The sequence below is a fragment of the Streptomyces cavernicola genome, from assembly GCF_029968035.1.
GTDB lineage: Bacteria > Actinomycetota > Actinomycetes > Streptomycetales > Streptomycetaceae > Streptomyces > Streptomyces cavernicola.
The window spans coordinates 1-19,367 of sequence record NZ_JASCIQ010000056.1; the positions used below are offsets into that span (position 1 = coordinate 1).

At 70.8% G+C, this 19,367-nt stretch carries 22 protein-coding genes; 13 read left to right on the plus strand and 9 right to left on the minus strand.

What is annotated here, in order from left to right; genetic code table 11:
* Positions 1–95 precede the first annotated feature (95 nt).
* Genes QIS96_RS34675 through QIS96_RS34685 form a run of 3 tightly spaced genes read left to right on the plus strand, consistent with a single transcriptional unit; the run spans position 96 to position 2,667 of the window.
* Positions 96–1,055, plus strand: a complete 960-nt coding sequence (locus tag QIS96_RS34675) for a dihydrodipicolinate synthase family protein (protein ID WP_282546824.1) — start codon at positions 96–98, stop codon at positions 1,053–1,055.
* Positions 1,052–1,993, plus strand: coding sequence for an ROK family protein (locus QIS96_RS34680; protein ID WP_282546825.1), 942 nt, complete (start codon positions 1,052–1,054; stop codon positions 1,991–1,993). Before QIS96_RS34675 ends, QIS96_RS34680 begins: the two co-directional genes overlap by 4 nt.
* Positions 1,990–2,667, plus strand: a complete 678-nt coding sequence (locus QIS96_RS34685; protein WP_282546826.1) for an N-acetylmannosamine-6-phosphate 2-epimerase — start codon at positions 1,990–1,992, stop codon at positions 2,665–2,667. The genes QIS96_RS34680 and QIS96_RS34685 overlap by 4 nt, the downstream gene beginning before the upstream one ends.
* Before the next feature lie 239 nt (positions 2,668–2,906).
* Here QIS96_RS34685 and QIS96_RS34690 read toward each other — a convergent pair whose 3' ends face one another.
* The 7 genes from QIS96_RS34690 to QIS96_RS34720 form a co-directional block, all read right to left on the minus strand.
* On the minus strand, positions 2,907–4,163 hold the full coding sequence (locus tag QIS96_RS34690) for a GDSL-type esterase/lipase family protein (protein WP_282546827.1): 1,257 nt from the start codon (positions 4,161–4,163) through the stop codon (positions 2,907–2,909).
* Between the two features lie 303 nt (positions 4,164–4,466).
* Complete coding sequence (locus tag QIS96_RS34695) at positions 4,467–5,510, minus strand: LLM class flavin-dependent oxidoreductase (RefSeq protein ID WP_282546828.1); 1,044 nt, start codon at positions 5,508–5,510, stop codon at positions 4,467–4,469.
* Positions 5,507–5,728, minus strand: a complete 222-nt coding sequence (locus QIS96_RS34700) for a 2-hydroxymuconate tautomerase (protein ID WP_282546829.1) — start codon at positions 5,726–5,728, stop codon at positions 5,507–5,509. The genes QIS96_RS34695 and QIS96_RS34700 overlap by 4 nt, the downstream gene beginning before the upstream one ends.
* 1 nt (position 5,729) lies before the next feature.
* Complete coding sequence (locus QIS96_RS34705; protein ID WP_282546830.1) at positions 5,730–7,217, minus strand: aldehyde dehydrogenase; 1,488 nt, start codon at positions 7,215–7,217, stop codon at positions 5,730–5,732.
* Entirely contained in the window at positions 7,210–7,941 is a 732-nt protein-coding gene (locus tag QIS96_RS34710) for an alpha/beta fold hydrolase (RefSeq protein ID WP_282546831.1), read from the minus strand. Before QIS96_RS34710 ends, QIS96_RS34705 begins: the two co-directional genes overlap by 8 nt.
* Before the next feature lie 6 nt (positions 7,942–7,947).
* Entirely contained in the window at positions 7,948–8,499 is a 552-nt protein-coding gene (locus QIS96_RS34715; protein WP_282546832.1) for an amino acid synthesis family protein, read from the minus strand.
* Positions 8,496–9,188 (minus strand): amino acid synthesis family protein, encoded by a 693-nt coding sequence (locus tag QIS96_RS34720; protein WP_282546833.1) that lies wholly within the window; start codon positions 9,186–9,188, stop codon positions 8,496–8,498. Before QIS96_RS34720 ends, QIS96_RS34715 begins: the two co-directional genes overlap by 4 nt.
* 245 nt (positions 9,189–9,433) lie before the next feature.
* Between QIS96_RS34720 and QIS96_RS34725 the strand changes: the two genes are divergently transcribed.
* The 6 genes from QIS96_RS34725 (at position 9,434) to QIS96_RS34750 (ending at position 15,052) form a co-directional block, all read left to right on the plus strand.
* Positions 9,434–11,062: a BCCT family transporter gene (locus QIS96_RS34725; protein ID WP_282546834.1), complete on the plus strand. Its 1,629-nt coding sequence runs from the start codon at positions 9,434–9,436 to the stop codon at positions 11,060–11,062.
* Positions 11,049–11,474 carry an ester cyclase gene (locus QIS96_RS34730; protein WP_282546835.1) on the plus strand — a complete coding sequence of 142 codons (426 nt, stop codon included), beginning with the start codon at positions 11,049–11,051 and terminating at the stop codon, positions 11,472–11,474. The genes QIS96_RS34725 and QIS96_RS34730 overlap by 14 nt, the downstream gene beginning before the upstream one ends.
* A 96-nt stretch (positions 11,475–11,570) precedes the next feature.
* The gene (locus QIS96_RS34735) at positions 11,571–12,074 is read left to right on the plus strand and encodes a flavin reductase family protein (RefSeq protein ID WP_282546836.1); all 504 of its coding nucleotides are present in this window, start codon (positions 11,571–11,573) and stop codon (positions 12,072–12,074) included.
* A 98-nt stretch (positions 12,075–12,172) separates the two neighbouring features.
* Complete coding sequence (locus QIS96_RS34740; protein ID WP_282546837.1) at positions 12,173–12,841, plus strand: GntR family transcriptional regulator; 669 nt, start codon at positions 12,173–12,175, stop codon at positions 12,839–12,841.
* A gap of 223 nt (positions 12,842–13,064) precedes the next feature.
* The gene (locus QIS96_RS34745; RefSeq protein ID WP_282546838.1) at positions 13,065–14,519 is read left to right on the plus strand and encodes a purine-cytosine permease family protein; all 1,455 of its coding nucleotides are present in this window, start codon (positions 13,065–13,067) and stop codon (positions 14,517–14,519) included.
* A 23-nt stretch (positions 14,520–14,542) separates the two neighbouring features.
* Entirely contained in the window at positions 14,543–15,052 is a 510-nt protein-coding gene (locus tag QIS96_RS34750) for a cysteine hydrolase family protein (RefSeq protein WP_282546839.1), read from the plus strand.
* Between the two features lie 87 nt (positions 15,053–15,139).
* Here QIS96_RS34750 and QIS96_RS34755 read toward each other — a convergent pair whose 3' ends face one another.
* Both QIS96_RS34755 and QIS96_RS34760 read right to left on the minus strand, forming a co-directional pair.
* The gene (locus QIS96_RS34755; RefSeq protein WP_282546840.1) at positions 15,140–15,799 is read right to left on the minus strand and encodes a response regulator; all 660 of its coding nucleotides are present in this window, start codon (positions 15,797–15,799) and stop codon (positions 15,140–15,142) included.
* A gap of 2 nt (positions 15,800–15,801) precedes the next feature.
* Positions 15,802–16,755: a HAMP domain-containing sensor histidine kinase gene (locus QIS96_RS34760; protein ID WP_282546841.1), complete on the minus strand. Its 954-nt coding sequence runs from the start codon at positions 16,753–16,755 to the stop codon at positions 15,802–15,804.
* A 362-nt stretch (positions 16,756–17,117) separates the two neighbouring features.
* Between QIS96_RS34760 and QIS96_RS34765 the strand changes: the two genes are divergently transcribed.
* The 4 genes from QIS96_RS34765 to QIS96_RS34780 all read left to right on the plus strand — a co-directional run bounded on the left by QIS96_RS34765 (position 17,118) and on the right by QIS96_RS34780 (position 19,273).
* Positions 17,118–17,447: a TraR/DksA family transcriptional regulator gene (locus QIS96_RS34765; RefSeq protein ID WP_282546842.1), complete on the plus strand. Its 330-nt coding sequence runs from the start codon at positions 17,118–17,120 to the stop codon at positions 17,445–17,447.
* An 82-nt stretch (positions 17,448–17,529) separates the two neighbouring features.
* On the plus strand, positions 17,530–17,895 hold the full coding sequence (locus tag QIS96_RS34770; protein ID WP_282546843.1) for a TraR/DksA family transcriptional regulator: 366 nt from the start codon (positions 17,530–17,532) through the stop codon (positions 17,893–17,895).
* Positions 17,892–18,692: a rod shape-determining protein gene (locus tag QIS96_RS34775; RefSeq protein WP_282546844.1), complete on the plus strand. Its 801-nt coding sequence runs from the start codon at positions 17,892–17,894 to the stop codon at positions 18,690–18,692. Before QIS96_RS34770 ends, QIS96_RS34775 begins: the two co-directional genes overlap by 4 nt.
* Complete coding sequence (locus QIS96_RS34780; protein WP_282546845.1) at positions 18,689–19,273, plus strand: Rv1733c family protein; 585 nt, start codon at positions 18,689–18,691, stop codon at positions 19,271–19,273. Before QIS96_RS34775 ends, QIS96_RS34780 begins: the two co-directional genes overlap by 4 nt.
* Positions 19,274–19,367: the final 94 nt, after the last annotated feature.

Genomic DNA, 19,367 nt, shown 5'->3' on the forward strand with positions numbered 1-19,367 from the left:
CTCTATTGGCCCTCCCCCCCCCCCCCCCCCGGCCCCCCGGGGGGGGGGCCCCCCCCCGCCCCCTCCGTACCACCCACGCACAACCTGGAGTTCGCATGTCCTCGTCCCAGCCCCTCCGCGGAGTCGTCCCGCCCGTCTGCACCCCCTTGGACGCGGCGGGAGACGTCGACACGGCCTCCCTCGCCCGCCTCGTCGACCACCTCGTGGGCGGGGGAGTGCACGGCCTCTTCGCCCTCGGCTCCAGCAGCGAGGTCGCTTTCCTCACCGACCGGCAGCGGGCCGTGGCCCTGGAGACCGTCGTCGAAGCCGCCGCGGGACGCGTTCCCGTGCTCGCGGGCGTCATCGACATGACCACCCCGCGCGTCGTCGAACACGCCCGCGCGGCCCGTGCCCTGGGCGCCGACGGCCTCGTGGCCACCGCCCCCTTCTACGCCCGCACCCACCCCCGCGAGATCGCCCGCCACTTCCGGACCGTCCGCGACCGAGCAGACCTGCCGCTGTACGCCTACGACCTGCCCGTCTCCGTACACAGCAAGCTGCCCACCGCCCTGGTCCGCGAACTCGCCGAGGACGGCACCCTCGCCGGACTCAAGGACAGCAGCGGCGACGAGGGCTCCCTGCGCCGCCTCATCGTCGAGCTCGGCGGCCGGCACGGCCGCGCCGACGGCCCCGCCCCCGCCTTCAGTATCCTCACCGGCTCCGAACTGACCGTGGACGCCGCCCTGTTGGCGGGCGCGGACGGCGTGGTCCCGGGCCTCGGCAACGTGGACCCGGCCGGGTACGTCCGGCTGTACGACGCGGTACGCGGCGGCGACCTGGACAGCGCCGTCAAGGAACAGGAGCGTCTTGTCGAGCTGTTCGGCCTCGTCGAGGCGGGCCCGGACAGTGAGATGGGCCGCAACTCCTCGGCCATCGGCGCCTTCAAGCACGCGCTGCGGCTGCTCGGGGTGTTCACCCACGGCACCACCGCCGCCCCGCAGATCCAGCTGGGCGACGAGTCCGTCGCACACGTCGAGCAGCACCTGCGGACCGCAGGCCTGCTGCCCACCCGATGACGGGCCCCCGGCCGGTGGTCGGCCTCGACCTGGGCGGCACGAAGATCGACGCGGCGCTGGTGGCGGACGACGGATCCCTCCTCGCCCGGCGCAGCGTGCCCACGCCTGCCTCCGAAGGCCCCGAGGCCGTACTCGACGCCCTGGCCGCCGCCGCCGATGCGGTGAGCGGGCCGGACGCGGTCGCCGTCGGCGTCGCCGCAGCCGGGGTCATCGATCCCGTGTCCGGCACCGTCACCAGCGCCACCGACACCCTCCGCGGCTGGGCGGGAACCGCCCTGGCCGAGGGCCTCGCCGCCCGCACCGGTCTCCCGGTCGCCTGCGACAACGACGTACGGGCCGCCGCGGCCACCGAACTCGCCTCCCTGGACGGGCCGGACGGCTCGATGGTCTACGTCGCGGTCGGCACCGGCGTCGGCGGCGCGGTCGCCGCCGCGGGCCGCATCCTGAACGGCACCGCGGGCATCGCCGGCCATCTCGGCCATGTGCCCAGCCCCGAAGCCGCGGGCCTGCCGTGCACCTGCGGAGCCACCGGCCACCTCGAAGCCATCGCGGCAGGCCCAGCCATCGCGGCCCACTACGCCAGAACCACCGGAACGGCCACCGGCCCGCTCCAGCGGATCGCGGCGTACGCGAGCCACGGCGACCCGCACGCCCTGTCCGCCATCGTCCTCGGCGCCCAGGCCCTCGGCCGCGTCCTCGGCGGCCTGGCCAACGCGCTCGGCCCCGAGCGGGTCGTCGTCGCCGGCGGCGTCCCCCGCATCGGCACCCTCTACTGGGACGCCCTCTGCGAGGCATTCACCGACCAACTCATGCCACCGATCGGGGAGTTGCGACCCCAGCCGCCCCGCGTCGGCCACGACGCTGCCGTTCTCGGCGCCGCCGCCCTGACCCGCACGCTGCCCCTGCACAACCCCCGCACCACCGGAGCCCCACGATGACCGACCGCTCTCTCGCCGACGCCCTCACGGGGCGCCTCATCGTGTCCTGCCAAGCGCCTCCCGGGGACGCGATGCGGGACGTCGACACTCTGGTGCGGATGACCCGCGCGGCCCGGGACGGGGGTGCCGCCGCCGTCCGCGTCAACGAGCCCGCGGTCGTCGCGGCCACGGTCGCCGCCGTCGACCTCCCGGTGATCGGTCTCTGGAAGGACGGCGACACCGGCGTCTACATCACACCGACCGTGCGCCACGCACTCGCTCTCGTCGACGCGGGCGCCGCCGTCGTCGCCGCCGACGCCACCGCGCGGCCCCGGCCGGACGGCAGCACCTTCGCGGAACTCGTCACGGCCGTACACGAGGCCGGAGCGCTGGTGATGGCCGACGTGTCCAGCTACGACGAAGGACGGGAAGCCGCCCGCCTCGGCGCCGACTTCGTCTCCACGACCCTCTCCGGATACGTACCGGGCAGTCCGCAGCAGAGCGGGCCGGACCTGGCTCTCGTCGCCGAACTCGCTGCCGCCCTGACCACGCCCGTCGTCGCCGAGGGCCGCATCGCGACGCCGGCGCAGGCGGCCGAGGCACTGGCGGCGGGCGCCGCGAGCGTGGTCGTCGGCACCGCCATCACGGCACCCACCGCGCTGACCCGCCTGTTCGTGACGGGGCTCCGCGAGTGAGTAGCCCTCAGGGCCCTCACGACCTGGCTCCCCGATCCTCGCGGCCCCGCGCAGACCGGAGAGCCGGGACCTCACCGAGCGTGGCACCCAGTTGACCGGCCGGGCCTGGCAGGGTGCCCGCCAACCAGCGGTGGGTCGCGAAGCCGGTGACACCGCGGACGGAGCACCGGTCACACCGGAGCGGGCCGGCGCGTCCGCTGTTCAGACGTGGACGTTCACCGCCCGGTCCTGTCCGGGAACTACGGAATGGTCAAAGAGCAGACGCGGCTCGTCGGATCGAAGATCCGCAGGTCCCTGAACACCTTGTGGGCCAGCACCAGATGGCCCTGCTCGTCGGGATGCAGACCGTCCCCGAGCAGGCCGGCCGGCGGGGTGTCGCCGTAGTCGGCGGACCACTGGGCGAAGTGGTCGACGAGGACCACGTTCTGCTCGCCCGCAACATCCCGCATGGTCTGGGCGTAGTCGGCGAGAGCCGCACGCGCGGGCCATACGGTGGTGTCGACCGGGTTGGGCGTCTGCAGCAGCGGAACGGCCCGGCCCGGCAGCCCCCGGATCGAGGTGATCAGCTTGAGGAGATTCGCGCGATACGTCGCGACACCGATTCCCGAGGTGACGACGTCGTTCGTGCCGAGCATCACAGAGACGACCCGTGGGGAGAAGGCGGAGACTCTCTGGTCGAACTTGGCGGTCAGGTCGTTCGTGGTGCTGCCGCTGACGCCGGTGTCTATGACGAAGTCGCTGTTCTTGGGCTTGCCCAGCTCCCACCGGACTCGTTCCTGGAAGTGCTCGACGTAGCTGCGCCAGCCATCGGTCCACAGCGCGCCGTGCGTGATGCTGTCACCCGTGAAGAGCCAGGTGGCGGGCGTGTCCGAGTTGAGTGCCGCGGCGATTCTGCCGAAGTCCGCGAGGTCGGTCCGGACGCTCTGCGAGGCGATCTGCTGTGCGGTCAGCGTGTGACCGTAGACGGCCACACGCCGGATACCGCCGGTGAAGAACCACTCGCCGCCCGGGTGTTCGCTGTCCACGTTGCGCGCGATGTTCAGCGAGGTCAGCCCGGACACATGGGAGAAGAAGTACCCGGAGGCCGTCGTGTGGACGGGCTGTCCGTCGGCGTAGAAGGTCGTGGCTCCGTCGGCGACGGTGATGGCCGCGGTGTGCCACTCGCCGTCGTCGTAGCGGGTGCGCGTCAGATGGTTCTGCTTGAGCACTCCCTTGTCCCGTACGGAGAACTGCAGGACCCCGGCGCTGACGCTGAGCGTGATGTTGCCGGCGGCCTGCGTCTTGTCCGACGCGCTGACCAGGGTCATTGCCTGGGCGCGGCTGGTCGTCCGGAACGTCACCAGGATGGTGCCGGCTTTCAGCCCTGCGACGGCAGCCGTCTGCCCGGACAGGTCCGTGTAGGTCTGCCCGGTGTAGACGGTCTCGGTGGCGAACTCCACGACGGGCGTTGCCGTTTGAGCCGCCGCCGCGCGTCCCGCCGTCGCCACCGACGACATCAGGGCACCCGCCGCCAGCAGAACTGATCGTCTTCGCAACTGCCTCGCCTTCCAGCCATGGGTACGGGAAGCACAGCGCCAAATGTATGAGGTCTGACGTCTGATGCCCAAGTCACTGTAAGAAGAGCCTGTTTTAGCGTCAAGAGACCCTTCAGAAAGCAGAGTTGAGGAACTGGAGGCGGAAACTCCGGGCTGTCGACGGGGGATTCGGCACGGCCCGCGCTCGGAGTACGTGAGGGGCGGTTGAGCCGTCGGTGCCCTTCGGCAAGGCGCCGACGGCAACCGCCCCCGTCTGCCCGGCGCTCACTGGAAGGCCGGCACGACCTCCTTGATGAACAGCTCAAGGGACTTGACCTTCTCCTCGTGGGGCAGGCCGGTGTCGATCCAGAAGCTGTACTCGTCGATGCCCATCTCCTCGTAGGCGCGCAGCCTTTCGACGACCTCGGCCGGGGTGCCGATCATCGCGGTCTTGTGCAGGGCCTCGGGGGCGAACTCGGGGCGGTCCGCGAACTTCGACTCGGGGCTCGGCTCCAGGAAGCCGTTCTCCGGGGTGGTCCTGTTGCCGAACCAGGCGTCGAAGGTGCGGTAGAAGCGGTTGATCGCCTCCGCGGCCGGGCGCCAGCCCTCGGGCTCGTCGGGAGAGTGGACGTGGGTGTGGCGCAGGACCATCAGGTCGGGGCGGGTCACCTCCGGGTGGTTGGCCACCGCGGTGTCGAACTTGCCCTTGAGGGCGGCGACTTCCTCGTCGCCCTTCATCAGCGGGGTGACCATGACGTTGCAGCCCTGGGCCACGGCGAAGTCGTGCGAGTCGGGGTCGCGGGCGGCGATCCACATGGGCGGGGTGGGCTGCTGCACCGGCTTGGGCACGCTCGTCGAGGTCGGGAACTTCCAGATCTCGCCGTCGTGGGCGTAGTCGCCCTGCCACAACGCCCTTACGGCGGGCACGAGTTCACGCAGGTGCTTGCCGCCGTCGCGCGCCGAGAGGCCTTCCGCGAGGCGGTCGAACTCGAACTGGTAGGCGCCGCGGGCGAGTCCGACCTCCATCCGGCCGTTGCTGATGACGTCGAGGAGCGCACACTCGCCGGCGGCCCGGACCGGGTGCCAGAACGGGGCGATGATCGTGCCCGCGCCGAGGCGGATCGTCGAGGTCTTCGCGGCCAGGTGCGCGAGCAGCGGCATCGGGCTGGGGGAGATCGTGTACTCCATCGCGTGGTGCTCGCCGATCCACACCGTGCTGAACCCGCCGGCCTCGGCCATCAGGGCCAGTTCGGAGAGGTTCTCGAAGAGCTGCCGGTGGCTGACCTCCTCGTCCCAGCGCTCCATGTGCACGAACAACGAAAACCTCATGACTGCTCCTCGTGTGCGGGATCGCTCGGGCCGTTCAGCTCGGCGATGGTGACGTCGCCGGTGGCCCAGTGCGTACGGGGGACTTCGTGGACGACGACCCGGATGTGCTCGGGCCGGGCGCCGGTGGTGCGCAGGACCGCGGTGTGCACCTCGTGCAGCAGGTCCCGGATCTGTGCCGGGGTACGGCCCTCGGCGAGGGTGATGGCGACCTGGGGCATGTCAGCTCCGCATGGTGAACGGGTCGGCCACGGGCTCCTCGCTGGTGTTGATCCAGACGCTCTTGAGCCGCGTGTACTCCTTGATCGACTCGGTGCCGTGCTCGACGCCGACGCCGCTGGCCTTGAAGCCCTGCCGTGGCGACATCGGGGACATGGCCCGGTACGTGTTGACCCACACCGTCCCGGCGTCCAGGCGGGCCGCCATGCGGTGCGCCCGTGCGAGGTTCTGCGTCCAGACTCCGGCGGCGAGCCCGTACTCGGTGTCGTTGGCCAGGCGGACGGCGTCCTCCTCGGTGTCGAACGGCATGACGGCGAGGACGGGGCCGAAGATCTCCTCACGTACGACGCGCATGTCGTTGTGGACGTCCACCAGGACGGTGGGCTCGTAGAACCAGCCGCCGAGGCCGCCGTCGGTGGGGTTGCCGCCGGTCAGCACGCGGGCGCCCTCCTCGCGGCCGAGGTCGACGTACCCGGCGACCTTGTCGCGCTGCTCGGCGAAGGCCAGCGGGCCGAGTTCGGTGCGCTCGTCCATCGGGTCGCCGATGCGGATGGCCTTGGCGCGCTCCGTGACGCGCTCGACCAGCTCGTCGTGGACCGACCGGTGCGCGAAGACGCGGCTGCCCGCGATGCAGGTCTGGCCCGCGGCGGCGAAGATGCCCGCGACCACGCCCATCGCCGCGTTCGGGACGTTCGCGTCGTCGAAGACGATGTTCGGGGACTTGCCGCCGAGTTCGAGGGTGGAGCCGATGAAGCGGCTCGCGGTCGCCGCGGCGATCCGGGACCCGGTTGCGGTGGAGCCGGTGAAGGAGATCTTGGCCAGGTCGCGGTGGTCCACCAGGGCCTGCCCGGCCTCGGCGCCGAAGCCGGTGACGACGTTCACGGCGCCCGGCGGGAACCCTGCCTCCAGGGCGAGTTCGGCGAGCCGGAGCACGGTCGCCGAGGTGTACTCGGAGGGTTTGATCACCACGGTGTTGCCCGCGCAGAGCGCCGGGGCGAGCTTGCTGCTGGTGAGCGTCAGCGGGGAGTTCCACGGGGTGATCGCGCCGACCACGCCGAGGGGTTCGCGGGCCGTGTAGTTGAGGACCTGGCGGTCGGAGGTGGGGATGAAATCGCCGTGGATCTTGTCGGCGAGGCCCGCGTAGTAGTGGAAGTACTCGGGCAGGGTGGCGAGTTGGCCGCGCATCTCGCGCAGCAGCTTGCCGTTGTCCCGCGTCTCCATCCGCGCGAGTTCCTCGGCGTTCTCGGCGATCAGCTCACCGAGCCGGCGCAGCAGATGTCCCCGCCTGGTCTGGCTGAGGTTGCGCCAGCGCGGGTCCTCGAAGGCGAGCCGGGCGGCGGTCACGGCCCGGTCGACGTCGGCGGGGTTGCCGCGCGCCGCCCGGTAGTTGGTCTGCAGGGTCGCCGGGTTGGTGGACTCGAAGTACTCGCCCGACGCGGGCTCGACCCACGTACCGCCGATGAAGTGCTGCAGCGTGGTGAGTTCAGACATGTGCGCTCTCTCCGATGAACGTGGTGAGGGAGTCGACGAACGCCCGCGGGCGTTCGACGGGCAGCATGTGCCGCGCCCCGGGGACGACGACCGCGCGGCAGTGCGGCAGCGCCGCGGCGAGCCGGTGCGTCATCCCGGGCGTGGAACCGGGGTCGTCCGCACCCGTCACCGCGAGCGCGGGGGCGGCGATCTCGCCGAGGTGCGGGGCGAGTTCGGCGTCCGCGGTGGCGAAGACCCGGTAGCAGCCGAGGAAGGACCGCACGTCGTTGGCGAGCAGCGTCGCTTCCGTACGGGCGATCCGGTCGGCGTCGACGTCCGTGCCCGCGTACCACCGCTGCAGGGAGGCGGCCGCGCTCGCCGCGAAGTCCGCCTCGGCGGCGCGCAGCCGGCCGAGGACGGACGCGCGCTCCTCGGCCGTCCGCGCGCATACGGAGCTGACCGAGGTGAGGGTGCCGACCAACTCGGGCCGGTGCAGGGCCAGTTGCTGTGCGACGAGCGCGCCGAGCGAGAACCCGACCAGGTGCGCGCCGACGGGGATCTCACCGGCCACGCCGTCGGCCAGGCCGGCGAGCGCCACCCCGTCGTGCACCGGCGGGCGGGTGCCGTGGCCCGGCAGGTCGGGGGCGATCACGGTGAAGCGGTCGGCGAGGAGCGCGGCGGCAGGCTCCCACATGGTGCGGTCGAGCCCGACACCGTGCAGCAGCACCAGGGGCGGTCTGGTCATACGTGCCTACTGTTCGGTGGAGAGCGGCGCCAGACGCTGCTGCGGGCGCCCCTGGGCGGCGGCGGCGAGCGCGATGACGATCTCGTTCGGGTGCGGGGCGTCGGCGATCCGGACCTCGGTGGTCTGGTGGTGCGAGCGGATCGTGGCGTCGGTGATGTGCTTCAGGGGGATGTCGAAGACCACGCCGGCCGGTCCGCGCTTCTCCACGGCGGGCAGCAGTGTGGTGGCGTTCGCGGCCTTGCGGAAGTGGTCGCCGAACTTCAGCGTGTGGATCAGCGCCGAACCGTGCTCGACCTCGCCGTCCAGGCCGACGATCGCGGCCTTGCCGTACGCCTCGGCGGGGGCCTGCAGGGCGTCGAGCACCTCGGGGGCGAGCAGGGCGCCGACATCGGAGGCGGTGGCTTCGATGCCGGGCCCCAGGTCCTCGACGAAGCCCTCTCCGGCCCACGGGTTCTCGATCACGGCCGCGACGACGGCGACGCGGGCGGGCGGGCTGACCGGGCGGCCGCCCTCGCTGCGGATCTCCTCGACGAGGGTCACGATCTTGCGCACGTTCATGAGGGAAGTGCCTCCAGGGTTTCGGTGGTGACGACGGGGTCGGTCAGGCGGTCCCCGATACGGGGGTGCGGACGCGGGCCGGTGGACGCGGCCGCGATGACGACGAGCTCGTCGGCGCGCGGGGCGTCGGGCACCCGCGCGCCGAAGGTCTGGTAGTGGCTGCGGGTCGCGGCGTGGGTCTTGTGCCAGAGCGGGACGATCAGCGTCTCGCCCGCCTCGGCGCGGGTGTCGGCGAAGCAGATGATCGACTCGCCGCGCAGGTACTCGCGGACGAGATTGCCGAAGTACGGCGTGTGGATGAGGGCCCCGGCGTGCTCGATCTCGCCCGCCGTGCCGACGACGGCGGCCTTGCCGAACGCCTCGACGGCGTCGACACCGCCCAGCGTGCCGACGAGGCGGTCCGTGAGCAGCTTCGCGAGCGCAGGGGCGATGCGCAGCTGCTCGGCCGTCAGGTCGGTGCCCGGCCCGGAGCCCGCCCAGGGATTCCGGATGACGGCGGCGACGCTGGCCCGCCGGGCCGGCCGCGCGGGCGCCTCGCCCGCCTCGGTGAGGACGACCTCCTGATGCAGCACGAGCTTGCGGAGGCCGATGCCCGCGTCGGGGAGGACGGAGGGAGCAGAGGGGCCGGCGGGATCGGAGAGGACGGACGGATCGGAAGGATCCAGACGATCCTGGATGCTCTCTTGCATGCCACAGGACGTTAGACATCCCGTGAAGCGTCGGTCAAGAGGATGCCCTCGATGAATTCCCCGGCCGCTCGGGAATCCCCGTAAACGCACCTTCAATACTCCGCTGAACTGCTGCTTAACCCTTCCTGGAGAGGACTTCGCGCTTCGATGACGTCGACCCCTTGACGCTCCACGTGTGGCATGCCTTACTGCTTCTTGCATGCCAACGCCGGTGGCCTGTTGGCCCCGCGTACTCAAGGAGTTTCATGGCCAGCCACCTTCGAGCAGACGCGGAGACGACCTCCGCCACGTCGCCGGGGAGCACTGCCGCAGACACCGCGGACGCCGCCCGCAGCCCCGCCGCCACCGACCCCGACGCCGACCGTGAGAACGGCGGCCGGCTCGGTTCCGTTTTCTGGGCCTCGATCGGCCTGTCCGTCGTCGTCGTGGCCTGGGCGGTGCTCTTCACGGACAACCTGAACAAGGTCACCACCGCCTCCCTGAACTGGGTCACGGGCACCTTCGGCTGGACCTATCTGCTGGTCACCCTCGTCATCCTGCTGTTCCTGGTGTTCCTCGCGTTCAGCCCCGCCGGCGGCATCCGGCTCGGGAAAGACGCCGACCGCCCCGAGTTCTCCACGCCGGCCTGGATCGCGATGATCCTCAGCGCCGTCATGGGCATCGGCCTCATCTCGTACGGCGTCGCCGAGCCGATCTCGCACCTCTCCACCCCGCCGCACGGGCTCGCCGAGCCCGGCACACCGTCGGCGGCGGTGCGCGCCCTGCAGTACTCCTACTTCGACTGGGGCCTGCACGCCTGGGCGATCTTCGCGGTCTTCGGCCTCGCCATCGCGTACTCGACGCACCGTAAGCAACGGCGCACCCTGGTCAGCCAGTTGTTCGTGCTGCTGCTCGGCGACCGCGTCAACGGCCCGGTGGGCAAGGCGATCGACGTGCTCGCCGTGTTCGCGACGCTCTTCGGCACCACGACCTCGCTCGGCCTGGGCGCCCTCCAGATCAACAACGGCCTGGGCACGCTGTTCGGCATCCCGGTCGATTCGGTGACCCAGGTGCTCATCATCGCCGCCGTCACCACGCTGTTCACGCTGTCCGCGGTGACCGGCGTCAGCAAGGGCATCAGGCTGCTCAGCCAGGGCAGTTCACTGCTCGCCGCCGGCCTGTTCGTGTTCATGCTGGTGGTCGGCCCGACGGTGTTCCTCGCGAACCTGTACATCGAGTCCGTGGGCCGCTGGGCCACCGACTTCTTCCGGATGAGCCTGCAGGGCACCGCCTTCGGCGGGCTTGAATGGATGCAGCTCTGGACCTACTTCATGATGGCCTGGTGGGTCTCATGGGGCGCCTTCGTCGGCGTCTTCCTCGCCCGCATCTCGCGCGGCCGCACCATCCGCGGCTTCATCGTCGGCGTCCTGGCCGTGCCGAGCGCCGTGTTCTTCGCCTGGTTCACGGTCTTCGGCGGTACGGCCATCCACCTCGACCTCTTCGAGGGCGGCGACATCGCCGAGCAGACCGCGGCTGACATCAACAGCGCGTTCTTCGCCACGCTCGACCACTTCCCGTTCGCCTCGGTCACCTCGGCGATCGCGATCCTCCTGGTCGTGATGTTCTTCGTCTCCGGCGCCGACGCCAACACGTACGTCCTCTCCATGATGACCTCGGACGGCTCGCTCACCCCGCGCCGCCCCGTGCTCGTCCTGTGGGGCGTGCTCACCGGCGTCACCGCCATCGTCCTCATGCTCGCGGGCGGACTGAACGCCCTGCAGAACACCGTCATCGTGACGTCCCTGCCCTTCCTCGTGATCATCGTCGGCCTGGCGGTGTCCTTCTGGAAGGAACTGGGCGCCGACCGAAAGGGAATGACCCATGTCGCACGCTGAAGCCCGCCGCCTGCTCATCGAGAAGGTGTGGCGGACGACCTGGGGCGAGGGCGACGTCGACGCACTCGACACCCTCCTCGGCCCCGGCTACCTCCGGCACGGCTCGGACCCGCAGCCGCAGAACCTGACCGCGTTCAAGGCCGCGATCGTCTCCACCCGGGCGGCGTTCCCCGACCTGACCACGACCATCGACGACATCGTCGTCGACGGCGACCGCGCCGCGATCCGCTGGCACAGCAGCGGCACCCACCTGCACTCCTTCCTCGGCGTCCCCGCCACCCGCCGCCGCGTCGACGTCAGCGGCGCCACCTTCGCCCGCTTCGACGGCGACCTGATCGCCGAGGAGCACGTCACCTGGGACCCGCGAGCGCTGCTCTCGGCCCTCGGCATCATCTCCGTAGGACAGGACTGAGCTGTGCCGGACGACGACGGCACCCCCGCCCGACAGGGCCGACCACACCCGCACGACCAGCGAAACGGCAAGACCGGAACGACAAGGAGCACCACCATGACCGCACTTGCCACGAAGCCCGACGTCGACGTGATGAAGCAGGTCAACCGGCAGTTCGTCACCGGCGTCACGGTCGTCACCGCGATGGACGGGGACACCCCGCGAGGCCTCGCGGTCAACGCCTTCTCCAGCATCTCGCTCGACCCCGCGACCGTGATGGTGTGCGTCCAGCGCACCTCGTCCACCCACGACTGCCTGTTCCGCGCCGGCCACCTCGCGATCAACATCCTGTCGACGGATCAGCTCGACGTCGTCGGCACGTTCGCGGGCAAGTCCGACGACAAGTTCAGGGACCTGGACTGGGAGAGCGGACCGTTCGGCAGTCCGCTGATCGCCCGGAGCAGCGCGCGGATGGAGGCCGAGATCCGCGAACGGCTGCAGGCCAGCACCCATACCGTGTTCATCTGCCGGGTGGTGCACGCCTCCGTGACGGAGCTGCCCGCGATGGTCTACAGCGCGGGTAAGTTCTACGACGGTGGCGCACTCGCGCCGCTGGGATGACCCGGCGGGCGGCACTGGAGATGAAGGGGTACTCGGTGGATCGCGCAAAGAGCGAACCGAAGTGGGGGTCCCCCCGGCCGCAGGCTGGGGGAGGGTCGATGCAGGCCACGGTGATCGCCGAAATGCGCAGGCGCATCATCAAGGGCGATATCGAACCCGGGGCTCCGCTCTCCGAGCTCGCTCTCGCGGACGAGTTCGGCGTCAGCCGTACGCCGGTGCGCGAAGCCCTCAAGCAGCTGCAGACCGAAGGGCTGGTCGAGATCCGGCCCCGCGTCGGAACGTTCGTCACCACCCCCTCCCGCCGCGAGATCACGGAACTCTTCGAGATGAAGGAACTCCTCGAGGGGGCCGCCGCCCGCCTGCTCGCCCAGCGCGGCCGCGTCGCGGAGATCGACATGCTTGAACGAAACCTGCGCGAGGCCGATGAAGCGGTCAAGCGAGACGACCGGGAAAGGTACGCGGAACTGGTCCAGGAGTTCCACGACCTGCTGATCGCCGGCGCGGACAACAGCAAGCTGGGGGCCCACTACCGGATGCTGATGAACCAGCTTGCCTACCCCCGCCTTGTGAACACCTCGCTCAGCCAGCCGGGCCGCGCCCTCCAGTCGGACCGCGAACACCACCTCGTCCTGGAGCTGATCCTGGAGAAGGACGGCGACACCGCCGAGCACGTGATGCGTGAGCATGTCCGGGCCAGCCGACGTGCGCTGCTGGCGAGGCTGCCCATCGGCGACTCGAACGACAGGTCCGGCACGGCCCGTTCCTGATTCAGGGCCCATCGCCCTGACGCAGGGCGCACCACGCGAGAGCAACAGACCCGATGCGGGACGTCGGGTGCCCGCGCCTCGCCGATCACTTGACCTCTTGCCCGGTACGAGGCTGCCCGAATTCCCGCCGTAGCAGAACGTCGCTCGCTGCGAATCCGCCGGGGACATAAGGCAATTCAGCACTGGATACCGGCATACAAGAACCTTTGACGGGAGCTGCTACGTGCGTCACATCTCCGAATCAGCGAGTACCGGTGGCGAGGCCGCGGACTGCGGCTACCGCGACAGCATCGCGACGGTCGAACCCTACGGAATCGACCACATACCCGACGTCGAGCGCCATGGACGGCCCATCTCGCAGTTCTACGTCTGGTTCGCGGCCGGGCTGAACTTTCCCATCATGGTGCTGGGTTTCAGCGCCGCCTGGTTCGGGCTCAGCCTCTGGCAGGCGGTGACCGCCGTGGTCGCCGGCGCCGGTGTGGGGTCCGTCCTGATGGGCGTCCTCTCCCGGATGGGCGTCCGCTTGGGCGTCGCCCAGCAGATGCAGGCCCGCGGCCCCCTCGGCTTCGTCGGCAACATGCTCCCGGTGGCCTACATCAACGTCTTCGCCGGCATCGGCTGGGCGGCTCTGACCGTGATCCTCGGAGGAAAGGCGCTCGGTGAGATCACCGGCCTGCCGTTCGTGGTCTCGGCGGCCGGTCTTGTGGGCGTGCAGCTGTTGGTCGCGGTCTTCGGCTACAACATGATCCACCTGCTGCAGAAGGTGCTGTCGTACGTCCTCGTGGTGCTCTTCACGATCATGACCGTGGTGGCCGTCGTCCGCGGATCGTCGTCGCTGGACGCCAACCCGGCGGCGGGTGGCTACATCGGCTCGTTCGGCGGGTGGGTCACCCTGTTCGGCTGGTTCCTGGCCTTCCTGGTGGCGTGGACGCCGTTCGCCTCCGACTACTCCCGCTATCTGCCCGACGACCGCGCCGTGAGCATGCGAGCCGGCTGGTACACGGGCCTGGGCAACTTCGTCACCCTGGCCTGGCTCGGGATCGCCGGGGCGGTGGTGGCCGGGGCCGCGACCGAGACCGACCCGATCGCCGCCGTCAAGGAGCTGACCGGCCCGTGGGCGGTACCCGCGCTCCTCGCGATCCTGCTCTCGTCGCTCTCCCAGAACTTCCTCAACGTGTACGGCGGTGCGATCTCGCTGCAGACGCTCGGCCTGCCCGTCAGTCGCGTCCAGGCCGTCGTCTGCATCTGCCTGGCCTCCTTCGGAGTGAGCCTGTGGGCGGAGGCGGGGGTCTACGACAAGTTCACCGTGTTCCTCAACCTGACCTCGTACTTCATCGCGCCGTACGTCACGGTGGTGCTGCTTGACTACGCGGTCGGGGGCCGCAAGGACAAGAGCCGGATCCCGGAACTCTTCGACCGCACACGCCTCTTGGAGTGGGGTTTCGTGGCGTGGGCGGCGGGCGTCGCGGCATCGGTCCCGTTCTGGCAGTCCTCGCTCTACACCGGTCCGCTGGCGGACGATTTCGGGGGCGGTGACTGGAGCATGCTCGTCGGCTTCACGGCAGCCGCGGTGACCTGGTTCGCCACGTACCGCCTGCCCACGCTCTGGCGCACCGGGCGCCGGGTCGCCGCACCGGCGCCGTCCGATGAGGCCGTGGACGCGATGGAGGCCAAGTGAACGCGCGGGAGCCGTGGTTGGTCGTGATCGATATGCAGGAGGCGTTCAGGGAGCCGTCCTCCGGCTGGGCGGTGGAGGGGTACCGGTCGATCGAGCCAGTGGTGTCGAAACTCGCCGACAGCTTCGGGGACCGTGTCGTGTGGACCAGGTTCGTCCGCGACCCGCGCGAGGACCGGGCGTGGGCGGCGTACTACGACCACTGGCCCTCGTTCCGGCTGCCCGAGACGGACCCGGCCTGGGCGTTGACGTTGCCCGTCCCCGAGAAGGCGCCGGTCGTGACCCTGCCGACGTTCTCCAAGTGGGGTCCTGAACTCGAAGGCATCGTGGGGGACGCCCCGCTCGTCATGTGCGGTGTGGCCACCGAGTGCTGCGTTTTCGGCACGGCCTTCGCCGCGGCGGACGCCGGCCGTGGCGTGACCGTGGTGGCGGACGCGTGCGCGGGAGCGTCGGTCGCCCTCCACGAGCAGGCACTGGTGCTGCTCGGGCAGCTCTCGCCGCTCGTCACGGTGACCACGTCCGACCGGCTCGGCTGAGCTCGGCGTCCCCGCCGCTGACCGCGCGACCCGCGGAGACCGGCGGGGATCCGAGCGTACGTACCGGCTCTCCGCCCAGGCTCCCGGTCAGGGTTCGATCAGGCCGACGCGGATGGCATAGCGGGTCAGCTCCAGACGGTCGCGCAGGCCGAGCTTGTGCAGCAGGTTGGCGCGGTGCCGCTGCACCGTCTTCACGCTGATGTAGAGCGTCTCGGCGATCTCCTTGGAGGAGTGGCCCTCGGCGATGAGCTTGAGCACCTCCTCCTCGCGAGCGGTGATGAGCTGCTCGGCCGTGTCCTCGCCCTGCCGGGCCCGGTCCAGATAGTTGCGGATCAGTGCGGTCACGGCACCGGGATAGAGGAACGGTTCGTTGCGCATGGCGGCGTGACACGCGGCCACCAGGTCGCGGTCGGCGACCGACTTCAGGACGTAGCCGCAGGCGCCGGCCTTGAGAGCCTGGAAGAAGTACTGCTCGTTGTCGTACATGGTCAGCATCAGGATGCGCAGTCCGGGGCGCAGCGCGGACAGCTCGCGTGCCGCCTGCAGCCCTGTCATCCGGGGCATCGCGACGTCGAAAACGGCCAGGTCGATGTCGTGGGTACGAGCCAGTGCGACGGCCTCGGCACCGTCGCCGGCCTCGGCGACGACCTCGAGGTCCGGTTCGCCGTCGAGGATGAGCCGGACGCCCCGACGCACCAGGGCGTGGTCGTCGGCCAGCAGAATCCGGATCGCGGGAGAGTCGGCCATGGTCAGGCTCCCTGCTCGGCGGTCGGCAGGGACAGCGAGACCCGGGTGCCACCCGTCCGGCCCGAGCCGATGTCCAGCGTCGCTCCGGCGAGCAGCGCGCGTTCGCGCATGCCGCGGATCCCGGCGCCCTCACGGCCGATGCCGAGGCCACGGCCGTCGTCGTCGATGCGGAGGACGACGGCGCGCGGGGTGCGGCGCAGGGTCAGTTCGACATGCGCGGCGTCGGCGTGCCGGACGGCGTTCGTCAGGCCCTCCTGCGCGACGCGGTACAGCACCAGCTCCGTGTCCCGGTCCAGCTGCGGCAGGTCTCCGTCGAACCGCCCCACCACCTTCAGACCGGTGTGCCTGGCGAAGTCGGCGGTCAACGACGTCAGAGCGCTGACCAGACCGAGGTCCTCGAGCACCCCCGGCCGCAGCCGGCGGGCGAGGCGCCGGACCTCGTCCAGACTCTGCCGAGTGGTCTCCTGCGCCTGCTGGATCTCGGCGGTCAGATCGGCCCCGGCCTGGTCCGCGATCTGCTTCAGGCCGAGCAGCACCGCGGTCATGCTCTGGCCCACCTCGTCGTGCAGCTCCTGGGCGATGCGGCGGCGCTCGGACTCCTGGGCGGACAGGGCGCGGGCATTGCTCGTCGCGCGCTCCGTCTCCAGCCGCTCCAGCATGTCGTTGAACGTACGGATCAGGTGGGCGACCCCGCCGTGACCGGAGACCTCAAGCCGCTGTCCCGGGCGCAACAGGTCGACCGTGGTCATCAACCGCGTCAGCCGGTCCAGTGGCGCCAGCCCGATGCGCAGCAGCGCAGCATTGGCGATCAGCATGACGCCCAGGCCCGCCACCAGGATGACGGCCTCGGTGATCAACACGGGCACCGACACCGTCACAGGCGCCCAGAGCAGCAGTGCGGTCGCCGCCCCGAGCACCAGGGCGTTGAGCCCGAAAATCCGCCAGAACAATGACACCTTGCTCGGAACCTCCATCTACGCCGGGAACCACCATCATCCGCCAGCCGCCGACGGAACCTTCACAGCCCTGCTCGGCCGGAGCCCGAGGCACCGCACACGGACTCGCGCGAGAAGGCGGGGCCTCAGGCGGTACGGCCCCAGCCTGTCCCCGCGGGCCGCCGCAGTCGAGGGGCCGCCGACCCCATCCACCGCGCCGCGGAGCAGCGTCCGACACGTCCGCGTACACCATCGGCCCGGCCGGAAATGGGTGCCCGGACCTATGGCTTCCGCTCGGCCGCACGAGCAGCGTTGGGGACGTGAATCACCGGCCCTCGGGCCGAGGAGACCAGGCCACGGCCTGCTTCAGGAAAGAGCGTCAGATGCCTCTCGACACCACCCGCCCGGAATCCCGGCCGGAACGTCTCACCGCGTACGAGGCCCGCCAGCGGCTTCAGCAGGAGCGGGACTCCCGCCTCACCCAGCTGCAGGCGATCGAGGAGGCCGGCAGCTCGGCGGTGGCCGACAGCGTGCTGAGCGCGCAGACGACGTCCATCAGGGACGTGCTGAAGGAGATCGACGCGGCCTTCGACCGTCTGGAGCAGGGCACCTACGGGGACTGCCTGCGCTGTGCCAAGCCCATCCCGATCGAGCGGCTGGAGATCCTGCCGTACGTCCGTGCCTGCGTCGGCTGCCAGCAGTGCATGACCTGACGTCGAACGCACCACCCTGTCCTGGCCGTCCGGACGAAGTGTGTTCCCGGAAGTCCCCGTGCTCTTTTGCGGAGAGTGAGTCATGAGCCATCAGATCGTCGGCGACGCCGGGCTGTCCGCCGAGAACCTCGGCGCGCTGCGCGCGAGCCTGCGGGAGCAACGGCAGTTCCGCCTTGAGCAGCTCCGGCGGTTCTCGGAGCCTGCCACCGACCGGGCGGTACGGGTGCGGCAGCAGCGGTCGGCGTCCCAACGGGAGGTGCACATCAAGCTGACCGCGTCCGCGCGCATGGTCCTGGCCGATGTGGAAGCGGCCCTGGAGCGGATGGACCAAGGCACGTACGGAACCTGCCACCGGTGCGAGCGGCCCATCGCGGTGGAGCGACTGCAGGTGGTGCCGCAGGCCCGCTTCTGCGGACCCTGCCACCAGGTCAGGGGCGCCGACCGGTGACCCTCCACGATGTTCGCCTCCAGCCCGGCCGACGCCACAGCGCGTGGCCGGGCGGCCGGCCACGGCCCGGGTTCGCCCTCGACCTCGGCAGCGCGCGCACGCGCGCGTGGGCGCCGGGCCGCGGCGTCATCTTCGACGTGCCGACCGTGACCTTCCCCGGCGCCGGAGCGATCCACCCCATCCAGCGCGGCACCGTCGTCGACCCCGAAGGGACGTCCCGGATGATCGACCGCCTGCTGGGCCGCCACCTGCCGCGCTTCAGACGGCCCGTCATCGTCCTCACCACGCCGGTCCTGGGCGGCCCGAACCACCGCAGCGCACTGCGCACGGCGATGGAGGTGCTGCGCCCGCGCGGCGTCCTGACCGTCCCCGGTCCCAAGGCCGTCGCCATCGCCGCCCGCGGCGACACCACAGGGCCCCTGCTCGTCGTGGACATCGGCGCCCACCTCACCGAAGTGGCGCTGCTGATCGACGGCGCGGTGGCCGACGCCTACCACACCGCGCTGGGCACCATCGACCTCGACGGTTCGACCACCGAGCGCGACCTCGGCCGGTCGGTCGCGTCGATGGTGACCGACATGCTGCGGCGCGACCGGACCGGGCAGACCCTCAACGCACTGCAGCAAGGGGTCCTGCTCGCCGGCGGCGGCGCGCTGCGCCCCGCCTGCGTCTACGACATCGCGAGCCGCCTTGACACCGACGTCCGCCCGGTCGCCGCACCCCACACCGCCGCCCTGCGCGGAGCCGCACGCCTGCTCCAGTCGGCCACCGGTCGCCGCGGCGCCACAGTGCCATGACACGCCTCTGGAACTTCTCCCGCCGCCCGCCCAGCCCCCTGCGACGCCGCTCGGACCGGATCCAGGCGCGGGTCGGCCGAGCCCTGTCGGTGGCCGTACTGACCCTGGCCCCGCTGTCGGCGGCACTGGTCGGCGGGACCGTCCACGACTCCCTGCGGAAGACCGCCGAGGAGCAGACGCGTACCGGACATCGCACGACGGCCGTCCTCCTCCGGGACGCTCCACGGCACCTCGAACCCGGATCGGAAGAGGCCCAGCACGTCCGCTACCCGGTGAAGGTTCGGTTTGTCGCGCCCGACGGCACGCCGAGCACAGGCACGGCACACGCACATCCGGGCGCGGTCGCCGACAGCACGGTCCAGGTGTGGAGCGACGCGACCGGCACGATCACCGAACCGCCGCTCGACTCGGGGGAGATCCGCCTGCGCGCGGTGAGTTGGGCCGCCGGCGCCGGGGGAGCGGTGGTGCTGTCCGGCGTCGTGATCCACACCGTGTTCGGCCGCTTCCTTGACCGGCACCGCATGCAGGAGTGGGAACGCGCATGGTCCGCCGTCGCCCCCGGTTGGACACCGCCCACGTGAGGGCACAGGTCTGACCCCACGGTGATCCGGGTCGTCCCTGGGCGCGTGGACGCAACCGGCTGAACCCTCAACTGCCCTTTGTTCTCACGGTGTT

What these genes read in the sequence shown, in the direction of transcription:
- QIS96_RS34675 (WP_282546824.1), top strand. Translation starts at nt 96, where the DNA reads ATGTCCTCGTCCCAGCCCCTCCGCGGAGTCGTCCCGCCCGTCTGCACC.
- QIS96_RS34680 (WP_282546825.1), top strand. Translation starts at nt 1,052, where the DNA reads ATGACGGGCCCCCGGCCGGTGGTCGGCCTCGACCTGGGCGGCACGAAG.
- QIS96_RS34685 (WP_282546826.1), top strand. Translation starts at nt 1,990, where the DNA reads ATGACCGACCGCTCTCTCGCCGACGCCCTCACGGGGCGCCTCATCGTG.
- QIS96_RS34690 (WP_282546827.1), bottom strand. Translation starts at nt 4,163, where the DNA reads ATGTCGTCGGTGGCGACGGCGGGACGCGCGGCGGCGGCTCAAACGGCA.
- QIS96_RS34695 (WP_282546828.1), bottom strand. Translation starts at nt 5,510, where the DNA reads ATGAGGTTTTCGTTGTTCGTGCACATGGAGCGCTGGGACGAGGAGGTC.
- QIS96_RS34700 (WP_282546829.1), bottom strand. Translation starts at nt 5,728, where the DNA reads ATGCCCCAGGTCGCCATCACCCTCGCCGAGGGCCGTACCCCGGCACAG.
- QIS96_RS34705 (WP_282546830.1), bottom strand. Translation starts at nt 7,217, where the DNA reads ATGTCTGAACTCACCACGCTGCAGCACTTCATCGGCGGTACGTGGGTC.
- QIS96_RS34710 (WP_282546831.1), bottom strand. Translation starts at nt 7,941, where the DNA reads ATGACCAGACCGCCCCTGGTGCTGCTGCACGGTGTCGGGCTCGACCGC.
- QIS96_RS34715 (WP_282546832.1), bottom strand. Translation starts at nt 8,499, where the DNA reads ATGAACGTGCGCAAGATCGTGACCCTCGTCGAGGAGATCCGCAGCGAG.
- QIS96_RS34720 (WP_282546833.1), bottom strand. Translation starts at nt 9,188, where the DNA reads ATGCAAGAGAGCATCCAGGATCGTCTGGATCCTTCCGATCCGTCCGTC.
- QIS96_RS34725 (WP_282546834.1), top strand. Translation starts at nt 9,434, where the DNA reads ATGGCCAGCCACCTTCGAGCAGACGCGGAGACGACCTCCGCCACGTCG.
- QIS96_RS34730 (WP_282546835.1), top strand. Translation starts at nt 11,049, where the DNA reads ATGTCGCACGCTGAAGCCCGCCGCCTGCTCATCGAGAAGGTGTGGCGG.
- QIS96_RS34735 (WP_282546836.1), top strand. Translation starts at nt 11,571, where the DNA reads ATGACCGCACTTGCCACGAAGCCCGACGTCGACGTGATGAAGCAGGTC.
- QIS96_RS34740 (WP_282546837.1), top strand. Translation starts at nt 12,173, where the DNA reads ATGCAGGCCACGGTGATCGCCGAAATGCGCAGGCGCATCATCAAGGGC.
- QIS96_RS34755 (WP_282546840.1), bottom strand. Translation starts at nt 15,799, where the DNA reads ATGGCCGACTCTCCCGCGATCCGGATTCTGCTGGCCGACGACCACGCC.
- QIS96_RS34765 (WP_282546842.1), top strand. Translation starts at nt 17,118, where the DNA reads ATGCCTCTCGACACCACCCGCCCGGAATCCCGGCCGGAACGTCTCACC.
- QIS96_RS34770 (WP_282546843.1), top strand. Translation starts at nt 17,530, where the DNA reads ATGAGCCATCAGATCGTCGGCGACGCCGGGCTGTCCGCCGAGAACCTC.
- QIS96_RS34780 (WP_282546845.1), top strand. Translation starts at nt 18,689, where the DNA reads ATGACACGCCTCTGGAACTTCTCCCGCCGCCCGCCCAGCCCCCTGCGA.